At 62.3% G+C, this 26,425-nt stretch carries 23 protein-coding genes and 1 tRNA gene; 16 read left to right on the top strand and 8 right to left on the bottom strand.

Features of this window, described 5'->3' with window-relative positions:
- Positions 1 to 17 precede the first annotated feature (17 nt).
- The 6 genes from ATY77_RS21605 to ATY77_RS21580 are packed head-to-tail and all read left to right on the top strand — an operon-like array spanning position 18 to position 5,840.
- Positions 18 to 515, top strand: a complete 498-nt coding sequence (locus ATY77_RS21605; protein WP_088688769.1) for a tripartite tricarboxylate transporter TctB family protein — start codon at positions 18 to 20, stop codon at positions 513 to 515.
- 59 nt (positions 516 to 574) lie between these two features.
- Positions 575 to 2,086, top strand: coding sequence for a tripartite tricarboxylate transporter permease (locus ATY77_RS21600; protein ID WP_088688768.1), 1,512 nt, complete (start codon positions 575 to 577; stop codon positions 2,084 to 2,086).
- Positions 2,087 to 2,119: 33 nt separating this feature from the next.
- Positions 2,120 to 3,196, top strand: a complete 1,077-nt coding sequence (locus ATY77_RS21595) for an Ldh family oxidoreductase (protein ID WP_088688767.1) — start codon at positions 2,120 to 2,122, stop codon at positions 3,194 to 3,196.
- Positions 3,196 to 4,026: a TIM barrel protein gene (locus tag ATY77_RS21590; protein ID WP_088688766.1), complete on the top strand. Its 831-nt coding sequence runs from the start codon at positions 3,196 to 3,198 to the stop codon at positions 4,024 to 4,026. The genes ATY77_RS21595 and ATY77_RS21590 overlap by 1 nt, the downstream gene beginning before the upstream one ends.
- Complete coding sequence (locus tag ATY77_RS21585) at positions 4,023 to 5,402, top strand: NAD-dependent succinate-semialdehyde dehydrogenase (RefSeq protein ID WP_088688765.1); 1,380 nt, start codon at positions 4,023 to 4,025, stop codon at positions 5,400 to 5,402. The genes ATY77_RS21590 and ATY77_RS21585 overlap by 4 nt, the downstream gene beginning before the upstream one ends.
- A gap of 12 nt (positions 5,403 to 5,414) precedes the next feature.
- Positions 5,415 to 5,840 carry a cupin domain-containing protein gene (locus ATY77_RS21580; RefSeq protein ID WP_088688764.1) on the top strand — a complete coding sequence of 142 codons (426 nt, stop codon included), beginning with the start codon at positions 5,415 to 5,417 and terminating at the stop codon, positions 5,838 to 5,840.
- Positions 5,841 to 5,988: 148 nt separating this feature from the next.
- Here ATY77_RS21580 and ATY77_RS21575 read toward each other — a convergent pair.
- A tRNA-Gln gene (locus ATY77_RS21575) sits at positions 5,989 to 6,062 on the bottom strand.
- A gap of 245 nt (positions 6,063 to 6,307) precedes the next feature.
- On the opposite strand from ATY77_RS21575, the gene ATY77_RS21570 reads away from it, so the two are divergent.
- Positions 6,308 to 7,867 (top strand): Ppx/GppA phosphatase family protein, encoded by a 1,560-nt coding sequence (locus ATY77_RS21570; protein ID WP_088688763.1) that lies wholly within the window; start codon positions 6,308 to 6,310, stop codon positions 7,865 to 7,867.
- A 10-nt stretch (positions 7,868 to 7,877) separates the two neighbouring features.
- The gene (locus ATY77_RS21565) at positions 7,878 to 8,597 is read left to right on the top strand and encodes an RlmE family RNA methyltransferase (RefSeq protein ID WP_088688762.1); all 720 of its coding nucleotides are present in this window, start codon (positions 7,878 to 7,880) and stop codon (positions 8,595 to 8,597) included.
- A gap of 33 nt (positions 8,598 to 8,630) precedes the next feature.
- Here the strand turns inward: ATY77_RS21565 and ATY77_RS21560 are convergent, their stop codons facing one another.
- Positions 8,631 to 10,055 carry an MFS transporter gene (locus ATY77_RS21560; RefSeq protein ID WP_088688761.1) on the bottom strand — a complete coding sequence of 475 codons (1,425 nt, stop codon included), beginning with the start codon at positions 10,053 to 10,055 and terminating at the stop codon, positions 8,631 to 8,633.
- Between the two features lie 245 nt (positions 10,056 to 10,300).
- Between ATY77_RS21560 and ATY77_RS21555 the strand changes: the two genes are divergently transcribed.
- The 6 genes from ATY77_RS21555 to ATY77_RS21530 all read left to right on the top strand — a co-directional run bounded on the left by ATY77_RS21555 (position 10,301) and on the right by ATY77_RS21530 (position 18,349).
- Positions 10,301 to 11,293 carry an MBL fold metallo-hydrolase gene (locus ATY77_RS21555; RefSeq protein WP_088688760.1) on the top strand — a complete coding sequence of 331 codons (993 nt, stop codon included), beginning with the start codon at positions 10,301 to 10,303 and terminating at the stop codon, positions 11,291 to 11,293.
- Between the two features lie 242 nt (positions 11,294 to 11,535).
- Entirely contained in the window at positions 11,536 to 13,020 is a 1,485-nt protein-coding gene (guaB, locus tag ATY77_RS21550) for an IMP dehydrogenase (RefSeq protein ID WP_088688759.1), read from the top strand.
- Position 13,021: 1 nt separating this feature from the next.
- Complete coding sequence (locus ATY77_RS21545) at positions 13,022 to 13,576, top strand: hypothetical protein (RefSeq protein ID WP_088688758.1); 555 nt, start codon at positions 13,022 to 13,024, stop codon at positions 13,574 to 13,576.
- Between the two features lie 103 nt (positions 13,577 to 13,679).
- Positions 13,680 to 14,096, top strand: a complete 417-nt coding sequence (locus ATY77_RS21540; RefSeq protein WP_088678580.1) for an MAPEG family protein — start codon at positions 13,680 to 13,682, stop codon at positions 14,094 to 14,096.
- A gap of 250 nt (positions 14,097 to 14,346) precedes the next feature.
- Positions 14,347 to 17,409 (top strand): autotransporter domain-containing protein, encoded by a 3,063-nt coding sequence (locus tag ATY77_RS21535; protein ID WP_088688757.1) that lies wholly within the window; start codon positions 14,347 to 14,349, stop codon positions 17,407 to 17,409.
- 298 nt (positions 17,410 to 17,707) lie between these two features.
- Positions 17,708 to 18,349: a TetR/AcrR family transcriptional regulator gene (locus ATY77_RS21530; RefSeq protein WP_088688982.1), complete on the top strand. Its 642-nt coding sequence runs from the start codon at positions 17,708 to 17,710 to the stop codon at positions 18,347 to 18,349.
- A gap of 6 nt (positions 18,350 to 18,355) precedes the next feature.
- On the opposite strand, the gene ATY77_RS21525 is transcribed toward ATY77_RS21530, so the two are convergent.
- A complete protein-coding gene (locus tag ATY77_RS21525) occupies positions 18,356 to 19,309 on the bottom strand; it encodes a LysR substrate-binding domain-containing protein (protein ID WP_088678621.1) in 954 nt (317 codons plus the stop codon).
- A gap of 202 nt (positions 19,310 to 19,511) precedes the next feature.
- Here ATY77_RS21525 and ATY77_RS21520 point away from each other — a divergent pair, with 202 nt between their 5' ends.
- Entirely contained in the window at positions 19,512 to 19,811 is a 300-nt protein-coding gene (locus ATY77_RS21520) for a DUF1127 domain-containing protein (protein ID WP_088688756.1), read from the top strand.
- An 87-nt stretch (positions 19,812 to 19,898) separates the two neighbouring features.
- On the opposite strand, the gene ATY77_RS21515 is transcribed toward ATY77_RS21520, so the two are convergent.
- From ATY77_RS21515 to ATY77_RS21495, 5 genes are all read right to left on the bottom strand, one after another.
- Entirely contained in the window at positions 19,899 to 20,768 is an 870-nt protein-coding gene (locus ATY77_RS21515) for a DUF937 domain-containing protein (RefSeq protein ID WP_088688755.1), read from the bottom strand.
- A 106-nt stretch (positions 20,769 to 20,874) separates the two neighbouring features.
- A complete protein-coding gene (locus ATY77_RS21510; RefSeq protein ID WP_088688754.1) occupies positions 20,875 to 22,248 on the bottom strand; it encodes a glutamate--cysteine ligase in 1,374 nt (457 codons plus the stop codon).
- 148 nt (positions 22,249 to 22,396) lie between these two features.
- Positions 22,397 to 23,134 carry a 16S rRNA (uracil(1498)-N(3))-methyltransferase gene (locus ATY77_RS21505; protein ID WP_088688753.1) on the bottom strand — a complete coding sequence of 246 codons (738 nt, stop codon included), beginning with the start codon at positions 23,132 to 23,134 and terminating at the stop codon, positions 22,397 to 22,399.
- A gap of 17 nt (positions 23,135 to 23,151) precedes the next feature.
- Positions 23,152 to 24,651 (bottom strand): inorganic phosphate transporter, encoded by a 1,500-nt coding sequence (locus tag ATY77_RS21500; protein ID WP_088688752.1) that lies wholly within the window; start codon positions 24,649 to 24,651, stop codon positions 23,152 to 23,154.
- A 62-nt stretch (positions 24,652 to 24,713) separates the two neighbouring features.
- Positions 24,714 to 25,226, bottom strand: coding sequence for an NUDIX hydrolase (locus tag ATY77_RS21495; RefSeq protein ID WP_088688751.1), 513 nt, complete (start codon positions 25,224 to 25,226; stop codon positions 24,714 to 24,716).
- Positions 25,227 to 25,489: 263 nt separating this feature from the next.
- On the opposite strand from ATY77_RS21495, the gene ATY77_RS21490 reads away from it, so the two are divergent.
- Positions 25,490 to 26,368, top strand: a complete 879-nt coding sequence (locus ATY77_RS21490) for a LysR substrate-binding domain-containing protein (protein WP_088688750.1) — start codon at positions 25,490 to 25,492, stop codon at positions 26,366 to 26,368.
- Positions 26,369 to 26,425: the final 57 nt, after the last annotated feature.

Here is a 26,425-nt window from a genome sequence, read left to right as displayed (position 1 = left end):
CATCGGGAGGTATCATCATGTTGAAATCGGCCAACTTCCGGATCGGTGAAACGGTCCTTGGGCTCGCTACCTTAAGCCTCGGGCTCTTCATTGCGATTGAAACCTGGATGACACCTCCCATCGCCGCTCAAGCGGTGATTGGGCCGGGCCTGTTTCCAGCCTTGATCGCGGGTGGACTCATCCTCGTCGGTGCCCAGTTGCTCTATGAGGCCATCCTGCGCCGGTTCGAAGCGGAGGAGTTCCCGGAACTCGACTGGAAGGCGGTCATCATCGTTGCTGCGGCCTTTGCGTCGCAACTCGTGATCTTGGAACGGCTCGGCTGGATCCTCTCCGGAACCTTCCTCTTTGCCACTTCCGCGATGGCTTTCGGCAGCCGGTCCCACATTCGCAACATCGTGATCGGCATCGCCCTGAGTTCGGTGACCTACCTCGTGTTCGACTACGGCCTCGACCTTGATCTGCCGACGGGCAGCACCATCGAAGACCTCATCATCGCGTTTGGCGGGTCTGTGTGACGCGGGAATCGAAACCCTGAGTTCACGCATATTTCTCATGCCCAAAGGGCGGACTGATCATGGATACATTAGCAGCACTCTTTCACGGCTTCGCCGTCGCGGTAACGCCTTACAATCTGTTCTGGTCTCTCGTCGGAGTGACGCTCGGAACGGCAATTGGGGTTCTGCCAGGAATTGGCCCGGCGCTTACCGTGGCCCTGCTTCTTCCCGTCACCTACGGGCTCGACCCGACCAGCGCCTTCATCATGTTCGCCGGCATCTACTACGGCGCCATGTATGGCGGTTCCACCACCTCGATCCTCTTGAATACGCCGGGCGAATCCGCATCGATCGTGACTGCCCTGGACGGCCATGCAATGGCGCGAAAGGGGCGTGGCGCACAGGCCCTGGCGACGGCCGCGATCGGATCGTTCGTTGCTGGGACGATCGCCACGATCGCGCTGACATTCGTTGCGCCGCTGATGGTCAAACTGGCGCTGCTGTTCGGTCCGACCGAGTATTTTGCCTTGATGCTTCTCGCGCTGACGACCGTGACTGCGGTTCTGGGAGATTCGCTTTCGCGGGGACTGGCCAGCCTTCTGTTCGGCTTGGCGCTCGGGTTGGTGGGCATCGACCTGCAAACAGGCCAGGCGCGTTTCACGCTCGGCATATCGGAACTCCTCGATGGAATAGACGTCGTGGTGGTTGCCGTCGGCCTCTTCGCCGTCGGCGAAACACTCTTCACCGTCGCGCGCCATTGTTTCGAGACGGAGGAAATCTACCAGCTCAAGGGATCCAAATGGCTGAGCCGCGAAGACTGGGGCCGGTCCTGGAAGCCATGGCTGCGTGGTACCGCGCTCGGTTTCCCGATTGGCGCCTTGCCCGCCGGCGGAAGCGAGATCCCGACCTTCCTGTCCTATCTCACGGAGAAACGCCTATCGAAGAACCCGGAAGAGTTCGGCCACGGAGCGATTGAGGCGGTGGCGGGACCGGAAGCGGCAAACAATGCGTCGGCCGCCGGCGTTCTTGCTCCGCTGCTTGCTCTCGGGCTGCCGACGTCGGCGACCGCGGCGATCATGCTGGCCGCCTTCCAGCAATACGGCATCCAGCCCGGACCGCTTCTGTTCGATAACAATCCCGAACTGGTCTGGGGCCTCATCGCGAGCCTCTATATCGGAAACGTCATGCTGCTCCTTCTCAACCTGCCGCTTGCGGGTGTCTGGGTGAAGCTTCTGAACATTCCGCGGCCCTGGCTCTATTCCGGCATTCTGCTCTTCGCGACGATGGGTGCCTACACGCTCAACAACAACATCGTCGATGTTGCGATCCTCTGGATCATTGGCCTCGTCGGCTTCGGCATGCGGGTTCTGAACGTACCCGTCGCCCCGTGCATCGTCGGCCTGATCCTTGGACCGCTCGCCGAGCAGCAATTCCGCCGCGCACTGACGATCAGCCAGGGCGATTTGAGTGTCTTCTTCACCCACCCGATTTCGCTGGCGCTGCTGATCATTGCCGTAACGCTTGTCATTCTCCCGACCATCTATCGCTGGCGTGCCGCGCGCCATGAACGGGAAACGTCTCCAAACGTCTGAGCGAACGCCGCCAGCCAATTCAGGAAGCTTGCTATGTCTACAGTCAAATATTTCCAAGCGGACGAACTGATTGCCTTTGCGACGAAGGTCTTCGTTGGCACCGGCATGTCCGATGCGGACGCAGCCGTCATCGCTCGGGATCTGGTGAAGGCGAACCTTCGCGGCATCGACTCCCACGGCGTCTCGCGCATTCCCATGTATGTCGAGCGGCTGCAGCGCGGGCTTGTCAACCCGCGCCCTGAGGTCACGGTCGAGAAGGTGGCGGGCGCCGTGTCGATCGTCGATGGCAACAACGGCATGGGCTTCATCGCCTCCCACAAGGCGATGGCCGAAGCCGTTTCGCTCGCGAGCCGGAACGGCATCGGTCTCGTCGGCGTCCATCGCAGCACGCATTTCGGCATGGGCGCGCTCTATGCGCTGCAGGCAATCGAAGCCGGTTATATCTCGATGATCTTCACCAATTCGTCGCCTGCCGTCCCCATGTGGGGCGGCCGAACGACGTTCCTGGGTGCAAGCCCCATCGCAGCCGGAATACCTGGCGGCAAGTATGCTCCCTATGTCATGGACATGGCGATGACGGTGATCGCCCGCGGCAAGATTCGCCTTGCGGCCATGAAAGGCGAGGCGATTGCCGAAGGCCTCGCGCTCGATGTCCACGGCAACCCCACGACCGACGCCGCAAAAGCCTTCGAGGGCGTCTGCCTTCCGTTCGGCGGCGTGAAGGGCTCTGTGCTCGCGACGCTGATGGACTTGATGTCCGGGGTGCTCACGGGCGCGAATTTTGGCGGCGACGTGAGGAGCCTCTATTTCGATCACAGCGAACCGCAGAACGTCGGGCATTTGTTCTTTGCCATCAAACCCGACCTGTTCATGTCGCCGGAGAATTTCGAAGCCCGCATGGACGAATTCTACGAGCGCATCAAGAAACTGCCGAGGGCAGCCGGCGTCGACGAGATCATGATGCCTGGCGAACCGGAACAGCGGCGTGAAGAGGAGCGCTCGAAAACCGGTGTTCCGATCACCGCAAATGTCATCGCCGACCTGACGAGGGAAGGCGAGCGTATCGGGGTCGCTTTTCCCCGTGGACGGTCTGAGGGCGAGGCTGCCTGATGCCGCAAAACCGATGGTCAGCCCATATCGGCTATCTCTTTACCGAGCTGCCGCTCTTTGAACGGATTGCGGCTGCGGCAGATGCCGGTTTCACGGCGATCGAGCATCCGCAACCCTTTGCGATTCCCCCGGCGGATATGCGGGCGGAACTGGCACGCTGCGGACTTGTCCTCTCGCAGATGGCGGCTGCCGTCGGCGACGCCAACCGGGGTGAGAAGGGGCTCGCAGCCATCCCCGGACGGGAGGCGGACTTTCGTGAGCAATTCGATCGCGCCCTCGACTATGCGATCGCCGTCGATTGCCCTTTCGTGCACCCGATGGCAGGGGTTCCGTCGGCGAGCGACGGCGCTTCCATCGCCAAAACCTATCAGGGCAACCTGGCCTATGCGGTCGAACGTACGGCAGGCACATCGGTCAAGGTGCTGATCGAGGCGATCAGCGAAGTTGCCGTGCCAGGCTATGCCATGTCGACGCTTGAGCATGCCGCCGAGGTTCAGGACATGTTCGGACCGGGCAACATCTCGCTCCTCGTCGATACCTATCATGCCTGTGCGAATGGTGTCGGGCTTGAAGCCTGGATCGCCGCGAACCACTACCGGATCGGCCACATCCATATCGCCGACCATCCCGACAGACATGAGCCGGGAACCGGAACCGTCGATTTTGAAGCCTTGCTCAAGCTCCTGCTGTCCCAGGCCTTCGAAGGGGCGATCGGCTTCGAATACATCCCGTCGAAAACCACGATCGAGAGCGCTGCCTTCCTGCCGCGCTGGAAACAATTCATGGCAGCAAATGCCAAGCAAGAACGCAAAGACAGGAGGCCCGCATGATAACGGCGATCAATCCCACGAATGGAAGCGAACTGGCGCGCTTTGAGCTCCATGACGACAGCTATGTCGAGGCTGCGCTCTCTGCTGCCGCGGAGGCTCAGAAAACCTGGCGGAAGGTTCCCGTCAACGAACGAGTTGGCCTCTTGAAGGGGATGGCAGAGGTCCTCCGGGCCAACAAGTCTCGTTATGCGGAAATGATCACCCGCGAAATGGGCAAGCCGATCGTCGAGTCGGAAGCCGAAATCGAGAAGTGCGCCTATAACTGCGATTTCTATGCGGCGCATGCTCCGCAGTATCTGGCCGACGAGCCCCTCAAATCCAATGCGTCCGAGAGTGCTGTCGCTTTCGATCCGCTTGGCGTCGTCCTCGCCATCATGCCGTGGAACTACCCCTTTTGGCAGTTCTTCCGGTTTGCCGCGCCGGCCTTTGCCGCCGGCAACGGGGCGATCTTGAAGCATGCTAATAACGTGCCGCAATGCGCGCTTGTGATCGAGCAGGTGATGGCCGAGGCCGGCTGCCCCAGCGGCTTGTTCCGCACGCTTCTGATCGAGCCCGGGAAGGTTGCAGGCCTGATCGAGGACGATCGCATTGCCGCCGTCACCCTGACCGGCTCGACGGAAGTGGGCGCGATCGTTGCTGCACAGGCAGGCAAAGCGCTGAAGAAGCAGGTTCTCGAACTCGGCGGCTCGGATCCGTTCATCGTTCTTGCCGATGCCGATCTCGAAGAGGCGGCAGCGGTCGCGGTCAAGGCACGCTACATCAATGTCGGCCAGTCCTGCGTCAACGCCAAGCGCTTCATCGTGGAGGAAAGCGTCGCCGATCGGTTCGTCGAACTGTTCTGTGCCGGTGTCGCCAAGCTGAAGATCGGCGATCCCATGGAACGCGATACCAACATCGGTCCGATGGCGCGCGCCAACCTGATGACGGGTCTACATGTCCAGGTCGAGAAAACAGTTGCTGCCGGCGCCACGCTGATAGTGGGCGGAAAGCCGCTGGAAGGGGAGGGTTTCTATTATCCGCCCACCGTTCTCGATCACGTAACGCCCGAGATGACCGCGTTCCGGGAGGAGACCTTCGGACCGGTTGCCGCCATCGTTCGGGTGAAGAATGCCGAGGAAGCGATCCGCCTCGCCAACCAGACGGAATTCGGGCTTGGCTCGGCGATCTGGAGCCGCGACGTCAAGCGTGCCCGGGAGCTCGCCCGCGATCTCGATGCAGGTGCCGTCTTCATCAATGGCATGGTGGCGTCCGACCCCCGCTATCCCTTCGGCGGGATCAAGCGTTCCGGATACGGCCGCGAACTCGGCGTCTACGGTATCCGGGAATTCGTGAACATCAAGACCATCTGGATCGGTCCGGCCAGCGCCGCAAAATAAGGAATGACAATTATGACCTTATCCGCCCCGCCTGCAATTCTGCGCCCCCGCGATCTGAAGACGAACGACCGCGGCGGTGGCGCGCGCACAACTCCGCTCGTCACGCGCAAATGCGGCTCCACCAGCATGATCAACGGCATCACCGCCTTTGATCCGGGGGCTGCCATCGGCTTGCACAAGCACAATTGTGAAGAGAGCGTCATGGTCATCGAGGGGCAGGCGATTGCGGAGATCGACGGCATCAGGCATCACCTCGATACCAACGATACGACATGGATTCCGGCGAACGTCCCGCATCGCTTCATCAACGCCACGGATAAGCCGATGCGGATCTTCTGGATCTACGCATCGATCGACGCAACGCGAACCATGATCGCAACGGGCGAGGAACGCGCCATTGATGCGGAACACGGTCATCAGGCGGGCACGGGCCAATGATTGTCGAAGGTGCCGAGATCACCGTGGAGACCGGCAGCGAGCGGCCGTTCGAGGAGGGTGTCGGCAAGGCCGCAGCAGGTCAGCGATGACGCCCAAGAGGGATCCAGCACGACTGGAAGTCAATAAATGAAGAGGATTTAGGGAGAATTGGCTGGGGAACCTGGATTCGAACCAAGATCGACGGAGTCAGAGTCCGCTGTTCTACCATTGAACTATTCCCCAGCAGGCGAACCGGCGGGCGGTTCGGCTGGTGTGCGGCGCTTATAAACAAAAGCCCGAGGATTGCAAATACCTGTTTTGAAAAAAATCCGGCCCTGCTTGGGGCACGGCCAACTTATCCGCAAATCCCTTGTCCAAAAAAGAATTTGGCGATTTCGGCGGGCGCTGATATCTTCGCGGCAACGCAAAAATCGAATGAGCGCCAGCTGCATATCCCAGGGACTTGCGCGGCGCGATGGAAAACGAACGTGGAAGACCCCGAAGGCGGCGCCAAGCCGCAATTTGACGGGGCGTCGGCGGCAGGGCGCAGGGACGGCAAGAAGTCCAGGCGCCGCAAGGGCAAGCGTGGCGGGCAATCCCGCAGCGCGGCTCATCCCGCTTCGCATGAGCTTTCCGGCAATGCCGGACAGTCTGCGCGCCCAATAGAGGATGCAGCCGGGAATCCGGCCCGCAAGCGAAAGCGCCGCCGCCGTGGCGGCCAAGGTGCCGCGCAGGACGGTTCAACTCACCCTCAGGCCATGGAACAGGCGGCAGCGGCAGGTCACTCCGGCCGGGCCGATGGCGATTCGGCGCCGAGCCGGCGCAACCGCCGCAAGCACCGCGGCAAGCGCGGCCTGCAGGGCCGGCCGCTGGCGCCGGCAAAGCCTTCGCTGCAGCGTGAAAGCCATGTGGAGCAGACGGCGCGCAGTGTCGAGCCGCGCGATCAGCCGAATGGCGCAAGCGCGATCCGCAAGGGCCGTTCGGATGGTGATGCTCGTTCGGGTCGCGACGGCGATCGCCAAGCCGTGGAGCATGCATGGCCGGAAGAACTTTACGCCGCGCTCGATCTTGGCACGAACAATTGCCGTCTGCTCATCGCGCAGCCGACCCGCCCGGGACAGTTCCGCGTCGTCGATGCTTTTTCCCGCATCGTCCGTCTCGGTGAAGGCCTTGCGGCAAGCGGCCGTCTGTCGGACGAAGCGATGGACCGGGCAATCGAGGCCTTGAGGATCTGCGCCTCCAAGCTGCGGAACAGGGAGATCCGCCGCATGCGGCTGATCGCCACCGAAGCCTGCCGCCAGGCGATCAATGGCGAGGAGTTTCTCCGCCGGGTCGTTGCCGAAACCGGCCTTGCGCTCGAAATCATCGATCGCGAGACGGAAGCGCGGCTTGCCGTCTCCGGCTGCTCGTCGCTCGTCGGCCGGGAGACACGCTCCGTCGTACTTTTCGATATCGGCGGCGGCTCATCGGAAATTGCTGTCATCCGCATCGGCGACAATCGCTTCAGCCGGCTGGCCAATCATATCACCCACTGGACCTCGCTGCCGGTCGGCGTCGTGACGCTGTCGGAGCGCCACGGCGGGCGAGACGTGACGCCGGAGGTTTTCGAAGGCATGGTGCGCGAGGTCGAAGGTATGCTCGGTGGTTTCGACTGCCCGGAGATCGAGATCGCCCAGACCGGCGACTTCCACCTGATCGGCACATCCGGGACGGTCACGACGCTGGCCGGCGTCCATCTCGACCTGCCGCGTTATGACCGGCGCAAGGTCGACGGCATCTGGCTCTCCGATGGCGAGGTCTCAGCCATGCAGGCAAAATTGCTCTCCTGGGATTTCGAAAGCCGCGCCGCCAATCCCTGCATAGGACCTGATCGCGCCGATCTGGTTTTGGCCGGCTGCGCCATCCTCGAGGCGATCCGCCGCCGCTGGCCGAGCCCGCGCATGCGTGTTGCCGATCGCGGCTTGAGGGAAGGCCTGCTGACCGACATGATGGCCGATGACGGTGTTTGGCGGCGCAATCGCAATCGCCGCGGCCAGCGTGCGAAATGAGGGGTAAGGCATGACCAAGGCACCGATCGCGGGAAACCGCACCGGCCGCAAGCTCGGCCAGCGCGTCAAGAACAAGAAGATGAAGGCGTCCTCCCGCCAATGGCTGCAACGCCACATCAACGATCCCTATGTGCAGCGCGCCCAGCTTGAGGGCTATCGCGCCCGCGCCGCCTTCAAGCTGCTGGAGATCGACGAGAAATACCATATCCTGCGCGGCGCCAAGCGCATCATCGATCTGGGGGCTGCTCCCGGCAGCTGGTCGCAGATCGCCGCCAAGGTCACCGGCTCCACCGACGAGGATATCCGCGTGGCCGCGATCGACTTCCTCGAAATGGCCCAGTTGCCGGGTGTGAGGATCCTGCAGCTCGATTTCCTCGATCCCAGTGCGCCGGAAAAGCTGATGGAGGCCGTCGGCGGTACGCCCGATCTCGTCATATCGGACATGGCGGCACCCACCACCGGCCATCACCGCACCGACCATCTGCGCACCATGCACCTCTGCGAGGTGGCGGCCCATTTCGCCATCGACGTGCTGGGGGAAGGCGGGCATTTCCTGACCAAGACCTTCCAGGGCGGCACCGAGCGCGATCTGCTGGCCATGCTGAAGCAGAATTTCCGCCAGGTCGTCCATGTCAAGCCGAACTCGTCTCGCGCCGAATCGGTCGAGATGTTCCTGCTCGCCAAGGGCTTCAAAGGCCGCAAGGCGGAGGGCGAAGAGCAGGAAGCCTGATCTTCACGCCGATCCTGCCGACTTCGCGGCCGCCTATTTTACCGCCGGCTGCTCTGCTTCACCAGCCGATGCCGCCAGGTGCCTCGAGCGGTGGCCGGAAACGAGCGCGCCGGCATTGCGGTCCATCTTGAAAAAGGGAATGGTCGCAACGACGGTCAGCCCGGCGATGATGTAGAAGGCGAGGTGGAAATCGGCCACCTGCAACGCCTCGCCGCGGAAATAGATCGAGGTTTCCAGGATCGCGGCTGCGACCGCGACGCCGAGCGCCAGACTGATCTGCTGCATCACCGAACTCATCGATGTCGCCTGGCTGGCTTCGGCATCGTCGATCTCGGCGAAGGCCAGTGCATTGACGCCGGTGAACATGAAGGAGCGGGAGAAGCCGCCGAGAAGCAGCACGCCGATGATGACGAGATGCGGGGTTGCCGGTGTGAAGAAGCCGGTGATGACGGTCACTCCGGTCGTCACCATGGCGGCGCAGATAAGCGTTGTGCGGAAGCCGGTGGCGGCAAAGACGCGCTTGGCCATGAACTTCGTGGTGATCGCACCGATCGCCCCGGCAAAGGTGATGAGGCCGGATTGGAACGGCGTCAGCCCGAAGCCGAGCTGCAGCATCAGCGGCGTCAGGAACGGCATGGCCCCGACGCAGATCCGAAAGAGATTGCCGCCGGTGGTTGAGGCCCGGAACGTTGGGTTCCTGAACAGGTTAAGGTTGAGGATCGGTGCCGGGTGACGCTTGGCATGGCCGACATAAAGGAAACCGCTGGCAAGGCCGATCAAGGTGGCGGTGATGCCGATCATCGGGGGGAGGGCCGGCAGGCTGACCACCGACAGGCCGAAGACGACGCCTGCGGCCGCAAACGAGGTGAGCACGAATCCGGTGAGGTCGAGCTTCGGCGGCGCCGTCGCTTCCACCTCCGGCAGGAAGATCGTCGCAAGCCAGATGCCGATGATGCCGACCGGAACGTTGATCAAAAAGATCCAGTGCCAGCTGAAATAGGTGGTGATGAAGCCGCCGAGCGGCGGACCGGTGAGCGGGCCGACGAGCGCCGGAATGGTGAGCAGTGCCATGGCCGAGACGAGGTCGCTGCGTTGCGTCGTACGCACCAGGACGAGGCGTCCGACCGGCGTCATCATCGCCCCGCCCATGCCTTGCAGAAAGCGGGCGAAGACGAATTCGATGAGGTTGGACGACACGGCGCAGAAGATCGAGCCGACGACGAAGACTGAGATGGCAAGGCGGAAGATCTTCTTGGCGCCGAACCTGTCGGCCATCCAGCCGCTGACAGGAATGAACACGGCGAGCGCCACCATGTAGGAGGTCAGCGCGAGCTTCAGCGTGATCGGCCCGACATGGAGATCCCTAGCGATCGCCGGCAGCGCCGTCGAAATCACGGTGGAGTCCATCTGCTCCATGAAGAGGGCGACGGCAAGAATCAGCGGGACGATGCGGTTCATAGGGGAGCCTTGATAGGCTGCGGATTGGAGCAGGAAAGGTGCTTGCTGTGTAGTCCCACTTCCAAAGCCTGCCAATCCTTCAATCTGCCTGGATGACACGTTTGGTTCACGTCTGCGTGAGATGGCTTGTCCGACATCCTCGGCTGTCAAGATTGACATATGTTTGCTTCGCCGGCGCAGGGCCTCCGGCAGGCGAATTGTCGGGGGCAATGCGGCGAGACGCCGTGCATCATAGGGGAGTGGATATGACAATTTCAACGCGAATGAAGCGGCGCACGCTTTTTGCCGCGGGCCTCGGCCTGCTGGCGGCGCCGATGATTTTAAGACAGAAGGCCGAAGCGGCCGCGACTGGAGAAAGCAGCAATATGAATGCAACGCCTTTGCCCGAAATCAATCAATTCAAGCTCGGTTCCTATAAGCTCACCGTCGTACGAGACGGCATCAACATTTCCGAAAAGCCTTATGAAACCTTCGGGACCAATCAGGATCCCGAAGCCGTCAAGGCTTTGCTCGCAGCCAATTTCCTGCCGGCCGACAAGTTCGTGAACGGCTATTCGCCGGCTCTCATCGACACCGGTTCGGACGTCATTCTCGTCGATACCGGCTTCGGCGCCGGCGGCCGCGCGCGCGGCGCGGGCCAGCTTGCCGAAGGCCTGAAAGCCGCCGGATATTCGGCAGACGACGTCACCATCGTCGCGCTCACCCATCTGCATGGCGACCATATCGGCGGGCTGATGGAAAACGGCGCGCCGGCCTTCAAGAACGCCCGCTATGTCATCGGCCAGGCCGAATATGATTTCTGGTCGAACAAGGCGCGCGAGGGTACGCCTGCCGAAGGCGGCCACAAGGCCGTGCTCGCCAATGTGACGCCGCTCGTCGAAAAAGCCACCTTCATCAAGGATGGCGACAGCGTCGCGTCCGGCATGACGGCAATGCTGGCTGCCGGTCACAGCCCCGGGCATATGGTGTTCCATGTCGAATCGGAAGGAAAGCGCCTGGTGCTGACCGGCGATACGGCCAACCACTATATCCTGTCGCTGCTGCGCCCGGATTGGGAAGTGCGCTTCGATATGGACAAGGCGCAGGCCGCAACCGCCCGCCGCAAGGTTTTCGACATGATTGCCACCGATAAGATCGCCTTTCTCGGCTACCACATGCCGTTCCCGGCGGTCGGCTTCGCGGAGAAGCAGGAGACCGGCTATCGTTTCGTGCCGAAGACCTATCAGTTCGACATCTGATCGACCGCATGTCGCCAGTGTGCGGCGGTAGCGCATCGCAGCAACCAAGTTTGACGCGTTGCGCTTTGGATGCATGGCACCCATGACGAGCCCGGCGCACATGCCGGGCTTTTTGCTATTTCCTTCCTGCCATAGACGTGTTACCAGCCCTCGCCAACTTCCAAGCAACTCATGCACACCGCCGGGGCGGACGATTCGTTTCCGGGACGGGTTGCATTTTTCTTAACTGAAGGAATTTGGCGATGGCACGCATCATAGAAACGGCAACCGGCGCGGACGCGCTCACCTTCGACGACGTGCTGCTGCAGCCCGGCCATTCCGAAGTCATGCCCGGCCAGACGAACATCGCGACCCGCATCGCCCGCGACTTCGATCTCAACATCCCGATCCTCTCTTCCGCCATGGACACCGTCACCGAAAGCCGGCTGGCGATCGCCATGGCCCAGGCCGGCGGCCTCGGCGTCATCCACCGCAACCTGACGCCGGTCGAGCAGGCCGAAGAGGTCCGCCAGGTGAAGAAGTTCGAAAGCGGCATGGTCGTCAATCCCGTCACCATCGGCCCGGAGGCGAAGCTCGCCGAGGCGCTGGGCCTGATGAAGTCGCACGGCATTTCGGGCATTCCCGTCGTCGAAAAATCCGGCCGCCTCGTCGGCATTCTCACCAACCGCGACGTCCGCTTCGCCTCCGATCCGGAGCAGAAGATCCATGAGCTGATGACCAAGGACAATCTGGTCACCGTCAAGGAAAACGTCGATCAGCAGGAAGCCAAGCGCCTGCTGCATTCGCATCGCATCGAAAAGCTGCTGGTGGTCGATACCGAAGGCCGCTGCGTCGGCCTCATCACCGTCAAGGACATCGAGAAGTCGCAGCTGAATCCGAACGCCTCCAAGGATGGGCAGGGCAGGCTTCGCGCCGCCGCCGCCATCAGCGTCGGCGATGACGGCTTCGAGCGCGCCGAACGGCTGATCGAAGCCGGCGTCGATCTTCTGGTCGTCGATACCGCCCATGGCCATTCGCAGCGTGTTCTCGACGCCGTCACCCGGGTGAAGAAGCTTTCCAACTCGGTCAGGATCATGGCCGGCAACGTCGCCACCTATGACGGCACGAGGGCGCTGATCGATGCCGGCGCTGACGCCGTCAAGGTCGGCATCGGCCCGGGTTCGATCTGCACCACCCGCATCGTCGCCGGCGTCGGCGTTCCCCAGCTCGCCGCCATCATGTCGGCCGTTCAGGCCGCCGAGGATCAGGGTGTGCCCGTCATCGCCGATGGCGGCATCAAATTTTCGGGTGACCTTGCCAAGGCGATCGCCGCCGGCGCTTCCGCCGTCATGATCGGCTCGCTGCTGGCCGGCACCGATGAGAGCCCGGGCGAGGTCTATCTCTACCAGGGCCGTTCCTTCAAGGCCTATCGCGGCATGGGCTCCGTCGGCGCCATGGCCCGCGGCTCGGCCGACCGCTATTTCCAGGCGGAAGTGCGCGACACGCTGAAGCTCGTTCCGGAAGGCATTGAAGGCCAGGTGCCGTACAAGGGGCCGGTCTCGGCCGTCGTCCACCAGCTCGCTGGCGGCCTCAAGGCGGCCATGGGCTATGTCGGCGGCAAGGACCTGAAGGATTTCCAGGAGCGGGCGACCTTCGTACGCATCTCCGGCGCCGGTCTTCGCGAAAGCCACGCTCATGACGTGACGATCACCCGCGAAAGCCCGAATTATCCGGGCGCCGGTCTCTGACATGAAGGCGGGCAGCGGGATTCCCCTCTGGGTGGTCGCGCTGCTCGCAGCTCTCTGCCTTGCCGTGCTCGCCTGGACGACTTTCGGCTTCGTCGTGCCCTTCAAGCACGAAACCGGGCAGGCGGTGCTGGATACCTATTTCGCCGGTTACGACCAGTCGGCCGTCTTCCATATGCAGAAGCTGCTCGATGAGAACGAGACGGCGGCGAAACTGCTCAGCGCCATGTATTTCGGCCCGGAATTGATCTTTCCGGCCTTGCTGACGGCGCTGCTGTTTCTCGCCTTCCTCAGGCTTGGCGCTGTCGGCCCGTGGTTTGGCCGATCGCTCCATCCGCTGGTCGTGGGGGCGATCTATCTGCTGCCGTTCATCTACGGCATCGCCGACTACGGCGAGAACATCTCGAGCCTGGTCGCCTTTGGCGACGGCGCCTATGCAGGCGCTGCAACGCACCTGCTGCCGTGGATGACGCGGCTGAAATTCGCAAGCCTTGCCATCTGCTTCATCATCATTGCCAGACTTGCCATTGCCCGGTGGCTCTCGCCGGACGAAGGCTGAAGGCGTTTATGGCCCGTCTCTGCGATTTAAGGCCGCGTTGGCATCCGGGCTCCCTTTCGGCTACTGCTCGCAGCGACGGCAAGAGCGGAAAGGACGCGATCATATGACCGGCTATCAAATCTTCTGGCCACTCGTCGCCCATGTGGCTCTGGTCTATGGCCTTTATGCGCTTCTTGGGCTTCGACGCGCTAAAATGGTCCGGGCCGGCAGCGTCGCGAAATCCGATTACCGCGAAAATCGTGGCGAGCCCGCCGAAAGCCTGGTTGTGAAGAACTGCCTGGCCAACCAGTTCGAATTGCCTGTGCTCTTCTATGCCTGCTGTGTTCTTCTCTATGTCACCGAGGCCGATAATCTTGTCTCCGTCTGCCTCGCCTGGCTCTTCGTCGCCCTGCGGTATGTGCATGCCGGCGTGCATGTCACCAGCAACGACTTGCGCTACCGCAGCCCGCTCTTCGCCGCCGGCTATGGAGTGCTGGCCGTCATGTGGGGCTGGCTCGCCGTTTGGATGGCGATGGGCTGACGTTCGCCGAACTCCTGCATGGTTCCTTGGATCGGGATTGATTTAGCAGGGAAATTACACAAGAATTCAAGATGTTGCAGTGTTCGTTCCGCCTCCGCAAAGACGCGCGGGGCTGTGGTCGAAGAATAATTTCAGGAACATGGTTACTAATATTTAAATTGATTCGTCTATTTCTGCGCGAGCGAAGTGTGGTGAGGACGATTTGCGAGCGAAGATAGGCGAGAAGACAGGCGGGGCGACAATCCATCGGATGGCCACGCTTAGACTTGCGGGATCAGCCAGCAGCGTAGCGCTGGCGCTGATGCTGGCGGCAGAGCCAGGATGGGCGCAGCAGGTCATCGGCGGCAACGATACGGAGATCGTCGACGGCAACGATCCGGGCGGAACCGGTGCAGGCACGCAGCCAAGTCCATGGACGATCAACAACGACCTCCTCATAGGCGAGCAAAGCGGCGACGACGCAGCCCTCATCATCCGCAATGGCGGCGATGTCAGCAATGACACCGGCGTGTTCGGTGCCGATCCGGGCGCGGCCGGCACGGTGACGGTGACGGGGCCGGGCTCCACCTGGAGCAATTCCGACGACCTCTATGTCGGCCATCAGGGCACCGGCACGCTCAGCATCGAAGATGGCGGCGTGGTCGACAATGCGGTCGGATATGTCGGCTATTTCTCCGGCGCGAGCGGTTCGGTCACGGTCACCGGTGCAGGTTCGACCTGGACCAGCTCCCAGGACCTCACCATCGGCGACAGCGGCACCGGCACGCTCACCATCTCGAATGGTGGGACGGTCAACAGCGCCTCCGGCTATATCAGCAACGATTCCAGTGCTGTCGGCGAGGTCATTGTCACAGGTGCGAACTCGCTCTGGAACAATTCCGTTGAAGTGTCGGTCGGCACGGCGGGAGCGGGCACGCTGACCGTTTCAAACGGCGGCTCGGTCACCAGCAGCTTTGGTTATGTCGGCTTCAGTACAAACGGCAGCGGCGTGGCCAGCGTGACCGGGGCGGGGTCGAGCTGGATCAATTCCAGTGAGCTGTATGTGGGGGAATTCGGTTCGGGCAGCGTAACGATCGAGAACGGCGGCATGATTTCGGCTTCCGGAGTCATCGTCGCCGACGATTCGGGCGCCACGGGAACGGTAAACATCGCCGGAAGCGCCGGAAGCGGGCGTGGTGTCCTGGAGACCGGTTATATCGACCGGGGGGCCGGTGACGCCAGCCTCGTCTTCGATGGCGGTATTCTGCGCGCAGCGGGCAATGAGGCAAATTTCCTGGGCGGTTTCAACGCCGGGGATGTCATCTTCAATGCGGGCGGCGCTTTTATCGATACGAACGGTTTTGCCGTCGGTATCGCCACCGATCTGCAAGGCACGGGCGGTCTTACCAAGCAGGGCACGGGCACGCTGACGCTGTCCGGGACCAACATCTATACCGGCGTGACGACGGTGGACGCCGGCACGCTGCTGGCCGGCAGCGCCGGCGCCTTCGTGCAGAACAGCACGTATGCGATTGATGGCGGCATACTCGATCTCGGCGGTTTCGATCTGACAATGGCAGCGCTTTCCGGAAGCGGCGGCGAGATCGCGATCGGCAGCGCCGATCTCACGATCGATCAGGCAAGCAACAGCACCTATGGCGGCATATTCTCCGGCAGCGGCGATTTCACCAAGCTCGGCAGCGGCACTCTGCTCCTGACCGGCAACAGTTCGGGCTTTGCCGGTACGACGACCGTGGCGGACGGCCGCCTGACCGTCAATGGCAGTCTTGGCGGTATCCTGACGATGACGGGCGGCAGACTGGGCGGCTCGGGGTCCGTTGGTACGCTGAACGCCGGCGCGGGCGTCACTGTTGCGCCCGGCAACTCCATCGGAACATTGACCGTCGGCGGCAACCTCACTTTCGATCCGGGCTCCACCTATGAGGTCGAAGTCGATCCCGCCGGCACCGCCAGCGATTTCATCTCGGTCGCCGGCACCGCGTTTCTGAATGGCGCCACCGTCTCCCATGTCGGGATGAATGGCCACTACAAGCCCTTCTCCACCTATACGATCCTGACCGCTGCCGGCGGGATCAGCGGCACATTCGGCGCCGTCACATCCAACTACGCCTTCCTGGCAGCCGACCTTTCCTATGATCTGAACAACGTCTATCTGGAGATCGCGCGCAACGACGTGAGCTTCACCGACATGGCGGCGACGCGCAACCAGATTGCCGTAGCGGGGGCCGCCGAGCAGCTCGGAACCGGTAACGATATCTACGACGCGATCGTCACATTGCCGGACGACGAGTCGGAGATCCACGCGAGCTTCGATGCGCTTTCCGGTGAAATTCATGCCTCGATCAAGACGGCGCTGATCACCCAGAGCCTCTTTGTCCGCGAGGCCGCCAATGAGCGCCTGCGCTCCGCTTTCGGCGATCCCGGCGCCGTCGCGGTTCCGATACAGGCCTTCTGGCCGGGCGGCCCGGAACTGATCGCCGCCGATACGCCGGAAGGGCCGGTGTTCTGGAGCACGGCCTTTGGCGGTCTGAGCGAAGCATTCACGGATGGCAACGCCGCCACGCTGCGTCATCAGACCGGCGGGTTTCTCGCCGGCGTCGACACCACGTTCGATGAGGTCAGGCTCGGCCTGCTGGCGGGCTACAGCAAGTCGGGCTTCGACCCGCGCCACCGCGCCTCATCGGGATCGAGCGACGATTATCACCTCGGCCTCTATGCCGGCACGCAGTGGGGCAATCTCGCTTTCCGCTCCGGCCTTGCCCATACATGGCACGAGATCGAGACAAGCCGCCGCGTCGTGATCGGAAGCTTCGAGGACAGGCTCAATGCGAGCTATAGCGCCGGCACGCTGCAGGCCTTTGCGGAACTCGGCTATCGCTTCGATACGGCGGAGGCCTCTTTTGAGCCCTTCGTCAATCTCGCTCACGTGGCCGTTCGCACGGCGGGCTTTACCGAAGAGGGCGGGGCGGCCGCGCTCGACAGTTCGAGCCGCACGATCAACACCACCATCGCCACCCTTGGCCTGCATGCCGAGATGGATATCCGATTGGGTGGGACGCATGCCACCCTGCGCGGCATGTCGGGCTGGCGGCATGCGGCCGGCGATACCGTTCCGCTGGCGACGCATGCTTTTGCGGGAGGCGACGACTTCACGGTCGCCGGCGTCCCGGTGGCGCGCAACGCCTTCATCCTCGCTGCCGGGCTCGACTTCGACCTCAACCCAAGCTCCGCCCTCGGAATTGCCTATTCCGGCCAGATCGCCGAAGACGCGCAACATCATAGCGTCAAAGCGACGCTGCAGGTGAAGTTCTAACATCCGCTGACCTGCATCCCATGGCGACGAAGGGGCAGCGGCAGGCTACCGTGGTGCGGGGACGCCAATCGGCCCACGGATGAAATTATCCAGCAATTTTAAAGTGCTATGGTCGCCTTTTCGCGTCTGAGGAGACAATCGGTGCCATCGCGCGCCGATTTTCGCAGGCTTTTGCCGGTCGTTAAAATGCGAGCGTTTCCATTTACGGCGGATGAAGACCTGCATGTCATATCGGCCCGATGCGCTGGTTTGGGCGAGAGCTTCTTCCGCCGCGAAAAACGATAAGAATGGGAACGACATGGGCGCGGAAAGCGTAGATCGGATCGGCCTCCGCAGGAAGCCGAAGCAGGAGCGCAGTATCCAGAGGCTGGACCTCATTCTCGCCGCCGCTTCGAACATCATTGCGAAAAAGGGTGTCAGCGCCATGCGAATGACGGAACTCGCCGTCGCCGCCAAGGTGCCGATCGGCTCGGTCTATCAATATTTTCCCGAGAAGGCGGCGATCGTCAAAGCCCTGTTCGACCAGCACGCTTCGGCAATCCAGGCAAAGGCGGCGGCGATGTTTGCCGATGTACAGTCGCTGGACCAGGCGCTCGATCTCGTCTGCGCCACCATCGACTGGTACTATGAATCCTACCGCAACGACCCCGTTTATCTCGGTGTCTGGATGGGCACGGAGACGGATCAGGATCTCCTGCAGCTCAACATCGAGCATAGCGGGCGCGTCGCCGGCATCTTCCAGGACGCCGTCCGCCAGCTGGCGCCCGACCTCTGCGACGAGGAAATGTATGCGCGCACTTATCTCTTCAGCCACTTGATCGGCGCCGTCATCCGGCTTGCCGCCGTCAGCGAGGAGGCCTTGGCGCGGCGCATGCTCGACGAGTGGAAACGCGTTATCCGCGCCTCGCTTTTCGCCGCTACGGTGTCAAGCGCCGCCTGAGCGCCTCTACCAGCTTGGCACCATATTGGCGGCCTTCAGCCGCGGGTAACGCGCCTGGGCGGATTTGACGTCCGCCTCGAGATTGTCGTCGATGACGGCTGGCGTGATGTTGTCGAGGCAAGCGGTGATGTGGGCGGTGATCGCGTTCATCAGCGAGATCGAAACGCCCGGCCGCTTCATGATGCCGATCTGCACCGGCGGCAGCGCCGGAAAACCATCGGCCTGGCTCAGCACCTTCATGCCCGTCCGCAGAGCGGATTCCGGCATCACCGAAACCGCCATGCCGGCAAGCACGGCGGCGGCAACCACGGTGCAGGACCAGCTGGTGAACAGGATCTGGTGTTCGCGTCCCACAGCATCGAGTGCCGAGCAGGCGAGCTGGCGCCACTGACAGTCGCGCCGGCCGACGGCAAGCGGCACCGGCGCATCGTCGCGGATCGGATGGTTGGCCGATCCGACCCAGCAGAGCGGCTCGGTTCTGACCACATCCGACATACGCTCGCGCGGATTGTGAGTGACGAGCGCGATGTCGAGCTCGCCCTTGTGCATGCGCTCGGCAAGGTCCACCGAGGGCTCGCAGACGATGTAGAGTTCGACGTTCGGATGCGTCTTGGCGAAGCGGCCGATGATTTCAGGCATGTAGCGGTCGGCGTAATCATCCGGCGTGCCGATGCGCAGCGTCCCCTCCAGCCTGTTGTCGTCGAAGGCGGCGATCGCCTCATTGTTGAGGCGGATGATGCGCCGGGCGTAATTGAGCAGCTTCTCGCCCTCGACCGTCAGCCGGTTGCCGCGGCCGTCCTTGATGAACAGCTGCTTGCCGATGCGCTCCTCGAGACGGCGCATCTGCATGGAGACGGCCGATTGGGTCTTGTAGACCCTGTCGGCCGCCTTGGTGAAGCTGCCGGAATCGACGATGGCGATGAAAGTCTGCAACTGGTCGAGATCAAGAGGCGCGGACATGGTGTCACCCATAAAGATAGCTGATGATAATCATTAGAAACATTCGTTGGACTGATCAATAGGTCTTTGGCATCTTCGGGATGCAAATCAAGCAAAGTGAAGGACAGACACCCTGCCTGTCCAAGCAGAATCCAGCCTGATCCCTCCCGCATGACCTCGCGGGCGGGGTGGGTTGTTGCGTGCCCGAAGAAAGGAGAGTTCGATGCACACGACAGACCGAACAATAGAACTCGACTGCAGCAAGCTGACCCCGACGCTTTTCCAGCGTCTGGTGGCAGGCCTCGCTCCGCTGGTCTCCCTCTTTCGCGGGTTCCGCAATCGCATGGAGATCAATGGGCTGCATGATCTGAACGACAGTCAGCTGAGGGATATCGGCCTCACCAGGGCCGACCTCACCTCCGCGTTCCTGGCCTCGACCTTTTTCGAGGACCCGTCGGAACATCTGACGCGCTCGGCGCGCAGTCGCTGGCGCCTGCAGCTCTTCCGCCCTCACGAAGAGTAGGGCGTCGAGTTTCCCCGCAGGGTGATAGCCAATAGCCCTGCCGCTTGACCCGGTGATCGGCTTTTCCCAAGCCATCTCCGGGTTTTTTTATTCCTTGGTTTCAGAAGAGGGTTTCGGCCGGTAGGTTTCGAAAATCGCTTCCAGGTTTTTCTGGTAGCTCTTCTGCACTTCGAGCCCGCTGTCGAACATGGCGTTCAGCATCTCGGCATAGGTTTCGGCCGTGGCCTTCGCCTCCTCCCTCGGAGGTTCGGGGGGCTTTGCTGCCGGTGATTTGGTCGCTGGCTGCTGACCGAGACCTGCCATCATTTCTTGGAAGGCCTTGGCAAAGGGATTGTCGAGGAAGGGGTTCGGCGCGGGCGTCGGTTCCGGTTTCGGCGTCGAAAACATCACCTGCATCGCCTGCGTGAACGGATTGTCGAAGATGCTAGGCCCCGGGGCTGCCTTCGGCTTCGGCGCAAAGCCGGTGCTCTCCAGCCATTTCTGGATGCTCTCGCCCATCGCCGTGTTGACGAAGGGATTGACCGGCGAAGCCATCTGGCCGGTTGTCTGCTTGAAGAGCCCGCCCATCAGCGTGTCGGCCAGCACCGGCAGCATCTGCTTGTAGATGTCGTGGCCGATGCCGGTCATCTGCGCCGCCTGGGCGGCGATCGCACGCGAAACCTCCTTCGAGCCGAAAAGCTGGGCGAGGATGTTGTTGCCGTCGGAAATGCCTTCTGGCGTGAAGGCCCGGCTCATATCCTCGAAATAGCGCGCGTAGTTGCCGGAGGCGACGGCCTGCATCAGCCCGACGAAATCATAAGGGTTGCTGGTGCTGCGCTTCAGGCCGGCGGAAAAAGCGGGCATCAGTGCGGCCATCGCTTTGGTCGCCTGTTCCTGCGCCAGATTGAATTGCCGGGCGACCGCTTCCATCGCCGCGCCGTTCTGCGCCTGCATCATCATGTCGAAGAGTGGCAGCATGGAGGTCCCTTTCCCCGAGTCGTGACGCGTTGTAGCGTCACTATATCCGGAAATGGTAATGCGCAAACGGCTTTTTGCCAGAGGAACTTAGGGAGCTCGGGCGGTCTCAGTACTGATAGTCTTCGAAGACCGGCTCGACGGAACCCTGCCAGCGGCCGTTGTAGAGCGAAAGCAGATCCTCGGCGAGCGTCGCCTTCTTGGCGAGCACTTCGTCGAGCGGCGCCAGGAAGATGCTCTCGTCCTGGCCTTCCCCGTTGAGCTTGCCGCGTGCCTTGAGGCCGGCCCGCGATATGCCGATCACTTCGCGCGCCGTGTCGAAGAGCGCATGCCCACGGAACTCAGCCTTCAGCCCTTTCGCCGGAACGGCATCGCGCAGGGCGCCGATCTCGGCAAAACCCCAATCCTTGGTCAGTTCGTCGGCCGCCTCCAGGGCTGTGTCTTCGTAGAGCAAGCCGACCCAGAAGGCCGGCAAGGCACAGATGCGCCGCCACGGGCCGCCGTCGGCGCCGCGCATTTCGAGGAAGCGCTTCAGCCTGACGTCGGGGAAGAGCGTCGAAAGATGGTTGGTCCAGTCGCCCATCGTCGGCGCAGGATCGGCGACCTCGCCCTTCAAGGCGCCGTTCATGAACTGGCGGAAAGTGACGTGCGTACAGTCGTGATAGCGGCCGTCGCGGACGATGAAATACATCGGCACGTCAAGCGCCCATTCGGCATAGTCCTTGAAGCCAAAATCGTCGCGGAAGGTGAAATCGAGCAGACCGGCGCGGCGATTGTCGGTATCGCGCCAGATGTCGCCGCGCCAGGAAAGCAGCCCGTTCGGCTTGCCTTCGGTAAAGGGCGAGGATGCAAAGAGCGCGGTCGCCAGCGACTGCAGCTTCATCGAGACGCGCATCTTCTTGCGCATGTCGGCTTCCGAGGAGAAATCGAGATTCACCTGGATCGTACAGGTGCGGTACATCATGTCGAGACCCTGGGTGCCGACCTTCGGCATATAGCGGGTCATGATCTCGTAGCGCGACTTCGGCATCTGCGGGGTTTCCGCATAGGTCCATTTCGGGCTGCCGCCGATGCCGAGGAAGCGGATGCCCATCGGCTCGGCGATCTCGCGCAGCGTCGCCAGATGCTGGTTCGATTCCTTGCAGGTCTGATGGATCGTCTCCAGCGGCGCGCCTGACAATTCGAACTGGCCGCCGGGCTCGATCGAGATCGCGCCCATGCCGTTCTGTTCGGCAAGCCCGATGATGTTGCCGCCGTCCATGATCGGCTCCCAGCCGCTCTTTTTCTGCAGACCGGTGAGCAGGGCGGAAATGCTGGCATCGCCGAAGTAAGGAACCGGGCTGTTATCGGCGCGGAAGAAGGCGAACTTCTCGTGTTCGGTGCCGATCCGGAAGCGCTCCCGCGGCTTGTTGCCCGCAGCGAGGTAATCGGTCAGTTCCTGGACCGAAGAGAGCGGCGTCTGGTCGGTAGTATCGCGGGCCATGCGGGGTACCTGCATTCGAAAAAAGGCGCCCAGGGGGCCGGGCAATTGGAAGGTGATTAGGACCCAAGCCACGTCTGTTGCAAGTGAAATTCTTTCAATGACGCATCAAAAAAACAGCAGTGATTTCCGCGTCAACCCGTTTTCGGCGTCACATCCAGTCGCCGATCGCCGCCTGGACCACGGCGAGCGCCGCAACGGCTGCCGTATCGGCCCGCAGGATGCGCGGTCCGAGCGGAATGGCGGTGACGAAATCGAGGCTTCGAAGCCGGGCGCGTTCTTCCTCCGAAAAGCCGCCTTCCGGCCCGACCAGCAGAGCGAGGTGCCTTTCCCTAATGGCGGACAAGACCGGCAGCGGGTTCTGCCCGGCATCGCCTTCGTCGCAATAAATGATGCGGCGCTCGCTGGGCCAGCGGTCGAGCAGGTCGGAAAGCCTCGCCGGCTCGGTCACCTCAGGGATGCCAAGGACGCCGCATTGCTCCGCCGCCTCCACGACGTTGGCGCGCAGCTTGTCGAGATTGGTGATCTTTCCCTGCACGTGCTGGGTCATGACAGGCTGCAGCAGGCCGGCTCCCATTTCGACGGCTTTCTGCACGAGATAATCCATGCGCCCGACCTTCAGCGGCGCGAAGAGATAATGCAGGTCGCAAGGCGCCGGCTGCGGCCGCGTCTCTTCCTTTGCCGTCAGCAGGATGCGTTTGCGTGTGGGGAAGGAGAGGCTCGCCTTCCACTCGCCGTCACGGCCGTTGAAGAGCAGGATCTCCGCGCCATCCTCCATCCTCAGCACATTGGCGAGATAATTGAACTGGTCGGAATTTGCTTCCACGACGGCGCCGCGGGAAAGCGGCGCATCGACGAACAGTCGTTGCATGCGAAAATTGGCGCGCATTTGAAAACTCAGAAGTTTCAGACGAAGAGGGCGAACATAGCCCAATAAATCATGGCCGCAAGCGTGGCCGAAACCGGCACGGTGATGATCCAGGCAGCGATGATCGTCATGAAATGCGAGCGGCGCACCAGATAGCGCCGTCGTCTCTCATGAACGTTCGGTTCCTCCGGCTCGTCGAGCTCCCACGTTTCGGTCTTGCGTCTGATATAGGCGATGCGCCGCGTCGAATTGCGGGTATACCATTCGCGGAAGAAACCGACGCCGAACACCGAGCCGACGGCGATGTGTGTGGTGCTGACCGGCAGGCCGAGCCAGGAGGCGACGATGACGGTGAAGGCGGTTGACAGCGCGACGCAATAGGCGCGCATCGGGTTGAGCTTGGTGATCTCCTCGCCGACGAGGCGGATGAGGCGCGGCCCGAAGAGCAGCAGACCGACGGAGATGCCGAAGGCGCCGATCAGCATAACCCAGAGCGGCGGGTGGCCCGCACCTCCGTCACCGCCGATGGCGGCGGAGCGGACGATCGCCGACAGTGGCCCGACAGCATTCGAAACGTCGTTTGCCCCGTGCGCGAAGGAAAGCAGCGCCGCCGACCCGATCAGCGGCAGGCGGAACAGCACGCGCAGCGAGCTGTTGCGGTTTTCGAGGTTGCGCGCTTGCGCGAGCACGAGCGGGCGGGCGCAAAGCCAGCTCACCAGGCCGATACCGATCCCGATGAGGATGACGGTGAGAGACGGAAAATGGCCGGCGGGTGACAGCTGCAGCACCATATAGGCCATGAAGCTGCCGGCCATCACAGCCACCAGGACCGGCACCCAGTGTCGTGCCGCCGCGATCTTATCGTCGCGATAGATGATGAGCGTCTTGACGAGATAGAGCAGACCGGCGGCGATCAGCCCGCCGATCAACGGCGAAGTGATCCAGCTCGAGGTGATTTCCAGCATCACCCGCCAGTTTACCGGCTCGGGCCCGACGGCGGCGACGCCCGCGCCGATCACCGCGCCGACGATCGCATGCGTGGTCGAAACCGGCGCGTTCATCCAGGTTGCGAGATTGATCCAGAGGGCTGCCGCGGTCAGCGCCGCCATCATGATCCAGCCGAGCGCCACCGGCGGCACCTGGGCGGCATCGACGATGTTGGAGGAAATCGTCTTGACGACCTCGCCGCCGCCGATCGTGGCGCCGAGGACCTCGAAGATCGCGGCGATGATAAGCGCCTGGCCCATCGTCATGGCGCGTGCGCCGACGGCCGCGCCCACATTGTTGGTCACGTCGTTGGCGCCGATATTCAGCGCCATGTAGGCGGCAAGGGCGGCTGCCGCCACGACGAGCACGGCTCCCGGCCGGTCGAAGACGTAGACGCCGGCAAACAGCATGGCGAGACCAAGGAAAATCAGCCCGAGACCGGGCGCCACCAGCCGCCGCGCTACATGCTTTGCCGCGTCCTCGACATAGGTGATCTTATCGAGATCCTTGTCGAGCGTGCGTTTGGTAAGAACTGCTGGGCGTGGCGGCATTCGGTTTTCCAGAGATAAATCTGCTTCTACGCTGCTTTTTTAGCAGTGCAAGATGGCAGGATTCATTCCGCCGGAATTTGCTTCGCCGGTTTGGCCGAAAGTCTGTCGATCATCTTTTGCTTGAAGGCGAGGAAAAGGTGCCGCAGCTCCGGTTCGCGCACGCGCTTGGCCGCCTCGTCGAACGACACCCATTCGATGGTGCGTTCGCCCTTCTCTTTGAAATTCTTCGCCATGTCGGTGACTTCGAGCGCGTAGACCTGCACCTTGCAGATCACCTGCACCCCGTCGCGCAGCATCTTCGGATAGGTATAGGCGCCGAGCGTTTCCGCCTCGACGGAGCCGCGGACGCCGGCTTCCTCCAGGGCTTCCTGCATCGCGACTTCATGGGCGCATTTGCCATTCATCGGCCAGCCCTTGGGAATAACCCAACGGCCGGTGTCGCGGCTCGTCATCAGGAGTACCTCGACTTCACCGCTCTTCTTCTTCACCCGGTAGCACAGCGCGCCATATTGTTGTCGCGGCGGGCGCCGGAACATCAGTTGCACATCGGATGCCAATCTGGCGAGAAGAGTCAATTGTCGGGTCACCTTCGCAGCGGTTGTTAGGAATCACTCATATACGTGTATCACGGAAAGCTTACGCAATCCAAAACCGAGCACGGTCCGAAACGTGGTTTCACCGCCGGTCTTAGGGGAAATCGAGCAGGGGCAGGCTCAGAAATCCGTCACGACCTGTTTCGAATGCGCCATATTGCACAGGTGTACAATATGGCTTCGTCTTGCTTTCTAATCAATGGCGGGATCAATTGTTCCCCAATCATTTTGCGAATGTGGCAACTATGCGTCTACCGCCTCTCAATGCCGTGCGCGCCTTCGAGGCCGTTTGCCGTCACGGCAGCATTTTGAAAGCCGCCGAGGAGCTGAATGTCGTGCGCGGCGCCGTGCGCCAGCAGATCGCGACGCTCGAGAATCACTTCGGCCGCAAGCTCTTCACGCGCGAAGGCCGCAGGCTGGTTCCGACTGGCGAGGCAAGCGCTTTCGCCGAAGCCTCGGGCGCGGCATTCGACATCCTGCAGCGCGCCGCTTCGGAGTTCAAAAGTGCCGGAACGGGCCGCCTCCGCCTCGGCGTTCCCTCCGCCTTCGCTGTCTGGTGGCTGATGCCGCGCGTCGCGGACATGCAGGCCAGCCTCGGCGATTTCTTGGTCGACATCGTGCCGATGACCGTGGTCGAGCCGCTGCAGAAGCACCCGGAACTGGACGCGGTGATCATGGGCGGCGAATACCGGCCGGCTGCAGGGATTACCTCGCTACGCTTCATGGAGGATGAGTTCGGCCCGGTCGCCACGCCGGCGCTTGCGGCGATGCTATCGAAAGACCCTGTGGCAATGGCTGCGCAGACGATGCTGGTCAGCCGCAGCGCCCCGAAGCTCTGGGACGAATGGTTTGCCGAAAGCGCCACGCCGCCCGTCGTCTTTTCACGCCGCCAGGAATTCGAGGATCTGCTGCTGGCGCTCGGTGCGGCCCGTTCGGGGCTTGGTATCGCCCTTGCGCCGCGCGCCTCGATAGAAGACGATCTCGCACGCGGGCAGCTGGTCGCGCCTTACGGGTTCATATCCCGGCCGTCGGGCTACAGCCTTTGCTGCCGGACGCCCGATGCGAAACGGCCGGCCTTTGCCGCCTTATCCGGCTGGCTGCTTCGTTGCGGTAAGGGGAGCTGAAAGGGCAGATTTTCTGCTCTTTCTTCAGAATAATCTCCATGCTCGCCATCCTGTTGC

The organism is Rhizobium sp. R634, assembly GCF_002211305.1.
Taxonomy (GTDB): domain Bacteria; phylum Pseudomonadota; class Alphaproteobacteria; order Rhizobiales; family Rhizobiaceae; genus Rhizobium.
Note: the sequence above shows the minus strand (reverse complement) of the source record. Positions and strands in the feature narration are given on the sequence as shown.

What these genes read in the sequence shown, in the direction of transcription:
- ATY77_RS21605 (WP_088688769.1), top strand. Translation starts at nt 18, where the DNA reads ATGTTGAAATCGGCCAACTTCCGGATCGGTGAAACGGTCCTTGGGCTC.
- ATY77_RS21600 (WP_088688768.1), top strand. Translation starts at nt 575, where the DNA reads ATGGATACATTAGCAGCACTCTTTCACGGCTTCGCCGTCGCGGTAACG.
- ATY77_RS21595 (WP_088688767.1), top strand. Translation starts at nt 2,120, where the DNA reads ATGTCTACAGTCAAATATTTCCAAGCGGACGAACTGATTGCCTTTGCG.
- ATY77_RS21590 (WP_088688766.1), top strand. Translation starts at nt 3,196, where the DNA reads ATGCCGCAAAACCGATGGTCAGCCCATATCGGCTATCTCTTTACCGAG.
- ATY77_RS21585 (WP_088688765.1), top strand. Translation starts at nt 4,023, where the DNA reads ATGATAACGGCGATCAATCCCACGAATGGAAGCGAACTGGCGCGCTTT.
- ATY77_RS21580 (WP_088688764.1), top strand. Translation starts at nt 5,415, where the DNA reads ATGACCTTATCCGCCCCGCCTGCAATTCTGCGCCCCCGCGATCTGAAG.
- ATY77_RS21565 (WP_088688762.1), top strand. Translation starts at nt 7,878, where the DNA reads ATGACCAAGGCACCGATCGCGGGAAACCGCACCGGCCGCAAGCTCGGC.
- ATY77_RS21560 (WP_088688761.1), bottom strand. Translation starts at nt 10,055, where the DNA reads ATGAACCGCATCGTCCCGCTGATTCTTGCCGTCGCCCTCTTCATGGAG.
- ATY77_RS21555 (WP_088688760.1), top strand. Translation starts at nt 10,301, where the DNA reads ATGACAATTTCAACGCGAATGAAGCGGCGCACGCTTTTTGCCGCGGGC.
- guaB (WP_088688759.1), top strand. Translation starts at nt 11,536, where the DNA reads ATGGCACGCATCATAGAAACGGCAACCGGCGCGGACGCGCTCACCTTC.
- ATY77_RS21545 (WP_088688758.1), top strand. Translation starts at nt 13,022, where the DNA reads ATGAAGGCGGGCAGCGGGATTCCCCTCTGGGTGGTCGCGCTGCTCGCA.
- ATY77_RS21540 (WP_088678580.1), top strand. Translation starts at nt 13,680, where the DNA reads ATGACCGGCTATCAAATCTTCTGGCCACTCGTCGCCCATGTGGCTCTG.
- ATY77_RS21535 (WP_088688757.1), top strand. Translation starts at nt 14,347, where the DNA reads ATGGCCACGCTTAGACTTGCGGGATCAGCCAGCAGCGTAGCGCTGGCG.
- ATY77_RS21530 (WP_088688982.1), top strand. Translation starts at nt 17,708, where the DNA reads ATGGGCGCGGAAAGCGTAGATCGGATCGGCCTCCGCAGGAAGCCGAAG.
- ATY77_RS21525 (WP_088678621.1), bottom strand. Translation starts at nt 19,309, where the DNA reads ATGTCCGCGCCTCTTGATCTCGACCAGTTGCAGACTTTCATCGCCATC.
- ATY77_RS21520 (WP_088688756.1), top strand. Translation starts at nt 19,512, where the DNA reads ATGCACACGACAGACCGAACAATAGAACTCGACTGCAGCAAGCTGACC.
- ATY77_RS21515 (WP_088688755.1), bottom strand. Translation starts at nt 20,768, where the DNA reads ATGCTGCCACTCTTCGACATGATGATGCAGGCGCAGAACGGCGCGGCG.
- ATY77_RS21510 (WP_088688754.1), bottom strand. Translation starts at nt 22,248, where the DNA reads ATGGCCCGCGATACTACCGACCAGACGCCGCTCTCTTCGGTCCAGGAA.
- ATY77_RS21505 (WP_088688753.1), bottom strand. Translation starts at nt 23,134, where the DNA reads ATGCGCGCCAATTTTCGCATGCAACGACTGTTCGTCGATGCGCCGCTT.
- ATY77_RS21500 (WP_088688752.1), bottom strand. Translation starts at nt 24,651, where the DNA reads ATGCCGCCACGCCCAGCAGTTCTTACCAAACGCACGCTCGACAAGGAT.
- ATY77_RS21490 (WP_088688750.1), top strand. Translation starts at nt 25,490, where the DNA reads ATGCGTCTACCGCCTCTCAATGCCGTGCGCGCCTTCGAGGCCGTTTGC.